Raw genomic sequence first — 7040 nt, forward strand, 5'->3', positions numbered from 1 at the left:
CCGGGTTTCCCGGTAGCGGATTGCTATCGTCGATGACCGGCCCAGTCGTGCGCGAAAACTCAACCGAGAAGGGGCGTGATGTTCGGGCAGCTGCGATCGCGCAAACCCATCGTTCCCGTCCGAACGCTGATTGCCGTCGCGGCAGTGGGGATTTCCGCGACCGCCACCGCCCTCTTCGGTGGCCTACCGCATTCCGCCACCCCCGGCCTCGCCGGTCGCGAGGACCAGTGGACCGCCGCGCACGACGGCCCTCAGCAGTATCCGGACGTCCACCTGGACTCCGATGTGCCGATCCGGATGAGCGACGGGATCGTGCTGAAGGCCGACGTGTACCGGCCGGTCGACGCCTCCGGCGCGGTGGTCGCCCAGCCGCTGCCGACCATCGTCAATCTCACGCCCTACACCAAGCTCATGACCGATCTGGTCGGCTCGGCGGTGGAGGATCCGGCACTGCAGCCGCTGGTCATGTCCCTGGTGCGGCAGATCAACCTCTCCGGCACCCCGATCAGCAGCTTCGGCGATCTGCTGCATGCGCTCGACGGCGGCACCGTGCCGACCGTCCTCGGCCTGGATCGCAATCTGATTCGCAGTGGCTACACGTTGGTCGTCGCCGATGTGCGCGGCACCGGACAGTCCCAGGGCAACTGGGAGACCCTGGGCGCGCGGGAGCAGCTCGATACCCGCGAGGTGATCGATTGGGCTGCGGCGCAACCGTTCTCGAACGGCAAGGTGGCGATGAGCGGCGGCTCGTACGCGGCCATCAACCAGCTGCGAGCGGCGGAGGACGCCCCGGCGGCGCTGCGCGCCATCTTCCCGGTGGTCCCCGGCAGCGATCTCATGCGTGACGTGGTGGCGCCGGGCGGCGGCGTCGGCACCACCTTCCTGCCGATGTGGCTCCAAACGGTCAATGAGCTCAAACTGATCCCCGATCTGAAGTCGATCCTCAACGGAACCTTCGACTGGCAATGGCTCAGCGCCCGCGTGGCGGATCCGGCCACCAATGTGGACCTGCTGGCCCAAGCCCTGTTGACGCCGTCGATGGACGATATGCCGCCCGCCCTATCGGCCGCACTGGACTCCGGCAGTGATTTCCGCCAGGCCCTTACCGGCCATCCGGAACGAGTCACGGTGCCCACCTTCGTCTACGGCGGCTGGCACGACATCTTCGCCAACAGCGCCACCAAGATCTACCAGGCCATCCCGCTGCCGGCCGGGCGGAAACAACTCGTGGTCGGCGACACCTATCACGCCAATCCCGGTGCCGGCACCGGCGTGCCCGGCGCCCCGCCGCGGCTCGAGGTGTTGCAGCGAGCGTGGTTCGACAAGTGGCTCAAGGACATCGACAACGGTATCGACAGCTACGGCCCCATCGTGCTGAAGGAACAGGGTGGCGGCTGGGTGACGCTGCCGCAGTATCCGCAGCCGGGAGCCGACCACCGCCGGGTCTACCTGACCGCCGGGCCCAGCGGCACCACCGATGCGGCGGTGCACGACGGATCGTTGAGCGCACAGCCGCCGGCCGAGGTCTCCACACTCACCGTCGCGCCGGGGCTTGCGACGCTCTGCTCGCGGGACGCGGCCCAGGGTTCGGCCGGTTCGGCGGCGATGCTCGATGCCTGCGCCAAGGACTCCCGGGTGGCCGAACACGATGCGCTGACCTTCACCAGCGCCCCGGTGTCCGCGCCGACCGCCATCTCCGGTCCCATCGACATTCACCTCCAGACCGTGCAGGACGCCACCGATGGATTCTGGAGCGCCACCGTCAACGACGTCGCACCCGACGGCACCTCCACCGCACTGACCACCGGCCAGCTCACCGTCTCCATGCGTGCCGTCGACGATGCCCGCAGCAGCCGATCCGCCAACGGCGACTACACGATTCCGTTCCATCTCCTCACCGCCGCGGCGCGGCAGCCGGTGACACCCGGCGAACCCGTGGGCCTCGACATCGCGGTGATCCCGACCCAGGCTCGGCTGCAGATCGGGCATCGGCTGCGGATCGACCTGTTCGCGGCCAACGCGCCCAAGGCCATGCCGTTCCGCCCGATGCTCAACGATTCCGAGCTCAAGCCCCAGCATCTGCGCCTGGACCCGGACGCACCGAGTTACGTCAACCTGCCCACCGACCGTCCTATCGGGTGACTTACCCAGTGGCCGAGTAGATTTCGATCCACGCCCGGGCGCCGCCACCGGCCGCCGTCAACCTCGCGCACCCGACGGTCGATAATCACCGCGAGAAGCCGGTGCGCACCCACGTCGCACCGCTCGGCGGGAAGGTGCGGCTGAATGTCCGGAGAGCAACCACAGGGCGCTACCGGTCCGGTGGAATTCGCGAACGTGAGCCTGGAATGGGACCCCGCCCGCGGCCGGCGCTGGTTCGGCGCCCGCCGCACCGCGATCGACCTCAACGCGGCCGCCGTCCTGCTGGCCGGCGACGCCCCGGTGGAGGTGGTGTATCACCAGCACCTGACCTCCGCCGACGGTGCCGTGCGACTGCTCGGCGACAGCGTCAACGGCGAGGACGAGGGCGACGACGAGATCATCACCCTCGACCTGACCCGGGTGCGCTCCGAGATCACCGGCGTCGCCGTGGTCGTCACCTGCTACAGCGGTCAGACCTTCGCCGAGGTCGAGAACGCGCGCTGCCGCGTCACTGCCGCCGACGGCACCGTGCTCGCCGATCGCGAACTCGGCCCGCGCGGCGATACCGGCATGGTGGTGGGGGTTTTCCGCCGCGGGCGCCATTTCTGGGAATTCCGCGAGATCGCCGCCGGAATCACCGCCGCACATCCGGTCGAAGCGCTACCCCACCTCGCCGCCCTGCTGCGCTGACGCGATCAGTGGACCTGCCGCTCCTAATCGCCCCCAATACTGTTTGCGCAGTTCGGTCATTCCGTAGGCCGGGGCGAAGCGCGCTACCGGGCCGCGCCCTGGCCACCAATACGGTCCCCTATCGCATCGCCCGTTTCGACGAGCTGACCGGGTGCGATCTGCGCCGGGCCCACACCGGTGCGCGGGTGTGGTGGGCGATCCAATACGACCGTCTGGTACGGCCTGGCGCAACGAATTTCGCGTCTGCGAATTAGTGAAGTTTCCCCCGAAATGCCGTGCGGTTGCTCCGGGGTGGCTTAGGCTCGGACTGCCTCGATAGCTCGGGGCTTGCAGAGCGGGTCGCCATGCCCACAGCGTCCCGCTGTCGCAACATCAGGTCAGATGGGGGCTGCGTCCCCGACAGCCCCCATCGCCCCTGAACAACACCGTAGTGTGAAACGTCGATAAATCGAGGGACACTATGCGCGGATCCCACGCCCCGTCGCCCGCCGAACGATTGCTGGCCGAGATCTACGAGGCCGGATACACCTCCGTCGATGATTTCATCGATCGACTACGGTTTCGCCCGCGCCACGCCGCGCCGGAACCGGCCCGCCACGCCGCGGTGATCGACCCGTTCACCGACACCATCGAGCTGCACCTGGACATCCCCGATGCGGCGGATTCCCTTGCGGGCATGACACAGTGGTATCCGGAGTTCGATGCCGACGTCGAGGTCGACCCCACCGCCGACACCACGGAATTCCCCGCGGTGCAGCGCATCTGGGTCGTTCCCGAACGCCACGCGAGCTGACCGGTCGCACCGGCCCGGCCGCCGCTACATCTGCGGCAGCGAATCTCCCTGCACCAGTTCGATATCCAGCTCGATCTTCACCGTGGTGCCCACCGCGGCGACGCCGGCGCGCACGACGGCGTTGTAGTCGATCGCGAAATCGTTGCGGTGCAAATGGGTCTCGGCATGGAACGCGGCGCGGACCCCGCCCCACGGGTCGGGCCCCGAACCGCCGTAGATCACATCCAGCTCCACCGGGCGGCGCTGACCGTGCAACTCCAGTTCACCGGGCATGACCCAGGTATCGGCGCCGGTGCGCCGCAATCCGGTTCCGGTGAATCCGATCAGCGGGTAGCTCTCGACATCGAGGAAGTCGGCCGAGCGCAGATGGTCGTCGCGCATCCCGATTCCGGTATCGATGCTGGCCGCCTTGATCTCGGCGAAACCGGTTGTCTGCTCGAAGTTCCGGGCCACGTCCAGCCGGCCGCCGACCTCGGCGAACCGCGCCTTGATACTCGCGATACCGAGGTGGCGGGCGGTGGCCACGACCGTGGAATGCACCGGGTCGATGGTCCACGGGCCGGGTGCCGGTGTGCCGAGGGAGTTCGCCTCCGACTGCAACGCCACCGCACCCAATTGCCCACTCCCGGAAGCCGATATCCGCGCGATCTGTGCCACCGGCTGATAACCGGGGGCGGTCACCACCGCGGTGTGCATACCGGCGGGCAGCGGCTCGGTCGCCGCGGCCCCGGTTTCGTCGGCCACCGCACGGGCGAGCTGGCGACCGGTCAAATCGGTCACGGTCAGCAGCGCACCCGGCACCGGCCAGCCATCGGAATTGCGAACCTGTGCGGTCAAACCGCTCATGACTGCTCCGTGTTCTGATCGATACCACTGGGCTCGACACCATTGTGCCGCACCCCGTTCCGTTCTCCGTTCGTCGCGGCACCGTTGGTGCCGGCGACTCCGGCGGGCCCGGCGGCCGGGCGCTCGCCCTCGTCGCCGTCGTCGTAACCCAGCCGGACATCGTGCTCGACCTCGCCGCCGCCGACGGCGACCCGGCCGGTCACCGGCGGATATCCGCGCGCGACCACCGTGTACTCCCCCTCGCTGAGGTCGGTCAGTACATACTGCCCGTTCTCGTCGGTGCGAGTGGTCCCGATCGGGGTTCCGGACCGATCCAGCACCGTGACCTCCGCGTCCGGCACCGCACCGCCGTCGGCGAGCACGGTTCCGGTCAGCACCGCCATCGGCGAGAGCTCGATGTCGTGGTGCAGCAGGCCACTGTCGGGCACGACCAGCGCGGTCGCGCTCGGGCGCATGTGTGCGGCCACCGCGACCAGGGTGTAGGTCCCCGAGACCACACCGTGGCAGAGGTAGTTGCCGGACTCGTCGGTGACAGCCGCGCTCACCACTTCACCGCGCAGATCAGTGAGGGTGACGGTCGCACCGGCCAGCGGCTGTCCCGTCACAGTGGTTCGGACCATGCCCGACAGCTCGCCCGAACCCTGCAGGGTCAGGTCGAGACGCTGGGTGCGTCCGTCGGCGGTGACATTGACCGCGGCGGGCTGGTGACCGTTCGCGGAGACGATCAGCACGTAGTTACCCGCGCCGGGCGGCTCGATCGAGTAGCGGCCACCGCTGTCGCCCGTCGAACGCGAAACCTGGTGTCCGCGTTGGTCGATCAGTGTCAGCGCGGCGCCCGCGACTGGTCGGCCGTCAGCCCGCTGCACCTGCCCGCCGATGGCGTGGCCGCTGCCGTGGGAGTTGACGACAGGAGTGTTTGTCATCGCCGAAACCTCCGCAATTCTATGTGATTCGTGCCCGTTGGCCGCGGCGTGCCGACCCGCCGCCGCGGCGACGAGAACCGGTTCGGGCTCGGAAAGCGCCTGGGCGGCACCCTCCCACACCTGGTTCTCGGCCCACTCGGCTTCGGCCGCCTCGACCGGATCCTTCGGCGCCGGGACGGGCACCGAGGCATCCTGCAGCGGAATCTCTTTCATGAACATCATGACGATGCAGGCCAGCAGGGCCACGCCCGCCGCGGCGTAGAAGACGCCGTGCATCGAGTTGGTGAATCCGATCAGGATCGGATCCTTGATCTGCTGCGGCAGCGCGCCGATTCCGGCGGTGTTGGCCTGCAACTGGTTCAACTTGCCGGGGTCCAGTCCGGGCGGCAGGTGACCGCCGAAGGCGTCGGTGATCTTGTGCGGCAACAGATTGAACAGAATCGTCAGGAAGACCGCGACACCCAGCGTGCCGCCGACCTGCCGGAAGAAGGTCGCCGACGCCGTCGACACACCCATATCCGCCCGCGGCCCGGCATTCTGCGCCGCGATGATCAACGTCTGCATACCGCAGCCCAGGCCCAGACCGACCAGCGCGCCGATCGCGAGCACCTGCCACATCGCGCTGTCGAAGTGCAACTGGGCGTACAGCAGCGCGCCCACGGCCACCAGGAAGGTGCCGACCACCGGCAGGATCTTGTAGCGGCCGGTGCGCTTGACGACCTGACCGGCGATCAGCGAGCCGATCATGATGCCCAGCACCAGCGGCAGCATCAGCAGACCCGCCTCGGTAGGCGAATAACCACGCACCACCTGCAGATACAGCGGCACCATACTGATCGCGCCGAACATCGCGATACCGACGATGAAACCGCCGATCATCACCACCGAGAAGGTGGAGTTCTTGAACAGCCGCAGCGGAATCAGCGCGGAGTCCTTCATCAGGTACTCCACCCCGATGAACAGCACCAGGCCCACCGCTCCGATGGCGTAGCAGATCACCGAATCGCCGGAACCCCAGCCCCAGGTGCGGCCCTGTTCGGCCACGATCAGCAACGGAACCACACAGATCGCGAGCGCAATCGCACCCCACCAGTCGACATTCAACTTCTGCCGCTGATGCGGGACGTTGAGCACCTTGGCCACGACCGCGAGCGCGACCACGCCGATCGGCACGTTCACCAGGAACACCCAGCGCCAGCCGTCGATCCCCCACAGCGTGTCGTAATCGGAGAACAGACCGCCGAGCACCGGTCCGAGCACGGTCGAGGTACCGAAGACCATCATGAAATAGCCCTGGTAGCGGGCTCTTTCACGCGGCGAGACGATATCGCCCACGATGGTCAAGGCCAGCGACATCAGGCCACCCGCGCCCAACCCCTGGAACGCGCGGAACGCCGCCAGCTCGTACATCGACGTCGCGAACGTACACGCCGCCGAACCCACCACGAAAATACCGATCGCCAGCAAATAAAACGGCTTACGACCATAAATATCGGCCAACTTGCCGTACAACGGCGTCGAAATCGTCGCCGTAATCAAATACGCCGTCGTCGCCCACGCCTGCTGATCGAAACCATGCAAACTATTCGCGATCCGGACAATCGCCACACTCACAATATTCTGATCCAGCGCCGCCAGAAACATCC

5 protein-coding genes are annotated in these 7040 nt (G+C 67.5%); 3 read left to right on the top strand and 2 right to left on the bottom strand.

Going from position 1 to position 7040, the window contains the following annotated elements:
- Nucleotides 1-78: 78 nt before the first annotated feature.
- The 3 genes from C5E41_RS31490 (at nucleotide 79) to C5E41_RS31500 (ending at nucleotide 3625) form a co-directional block, all read left to right on the top strand.
- Complete coding sequence (locus C5E41_RS31490) at nucleotides 79-2142, top strand: CocE/NonD family hydrolase (protein WP_104379330.1); 2064 nt, start codon at nucleotides 79-81, stop codon at nucleotides 2140-2142.
- A 144-nt stretch (nucleotides 2143-2286) separates the two neighbouring features.
- Nucleotides 2287-2832 (top strand): TerD family protein, encoded by a 546-nt coding sequence (locus tag C5E41_RS31495; protein WP_104379331.1) that lies wholly within the window; start codon nucleotides 2287-2289, stop codon nucleotides 2830-2832.
- A 460-nt stretch (nucleotides 2833-3292) separates the two neighbouring features.
- Nucleotides 3293-3625, top strand: coding sequence for a hypothetical protein (locus tag C5E41_RS31500; RefSeq protein WP_104379332.1), 333 nt, complete (start codon nucleotides 3293-3295; stop codon nucleotides 3623-3625).
- A 24-nt stretch (nucleotides 3626-3649) separates the two neighbouring features.
- Here the strand turns inward: C5E41_RS31500 and C5E41_RS31505 are convergent, their stop codons facing one another.
- Nucleotides 3650-4471, bottom strand: a complete 822-nt coding sequence (locus C5E41_RS31505; protein WP_104379333.1) for a YceI family protein — start codon at nucleotides 4469-4471, stop codon at nucleotides 3650-3652.
- Nucleotides 4468-7002, bottom strand: a complete 2535-nt coding sequence (locus tag C5E41_RS31510; RefSeq protein WP_439956557.1) for an MFS transporter — start codon at nucleotides 7000-7002, stop codon at nucleotides 4468-4470. Before C5E41_RS31510 ends, C5E41_RS31505 begins: the two co-directional genes overlap by 4 nt.
- Nucleotides 7003-7040 lie beyond the last annotated feature (38 nt).

Origin of the sequence: Nocardia nova, assembly GCF_002933465.1 — a bacterium.
GTDB classification, from domain to species: domain Bacteria; phylum Actinomycetota; class Actinomycetes; order Mycobacteriales; family Mycobacteriaceae; genus Nocardia; species Nocardia nova_B.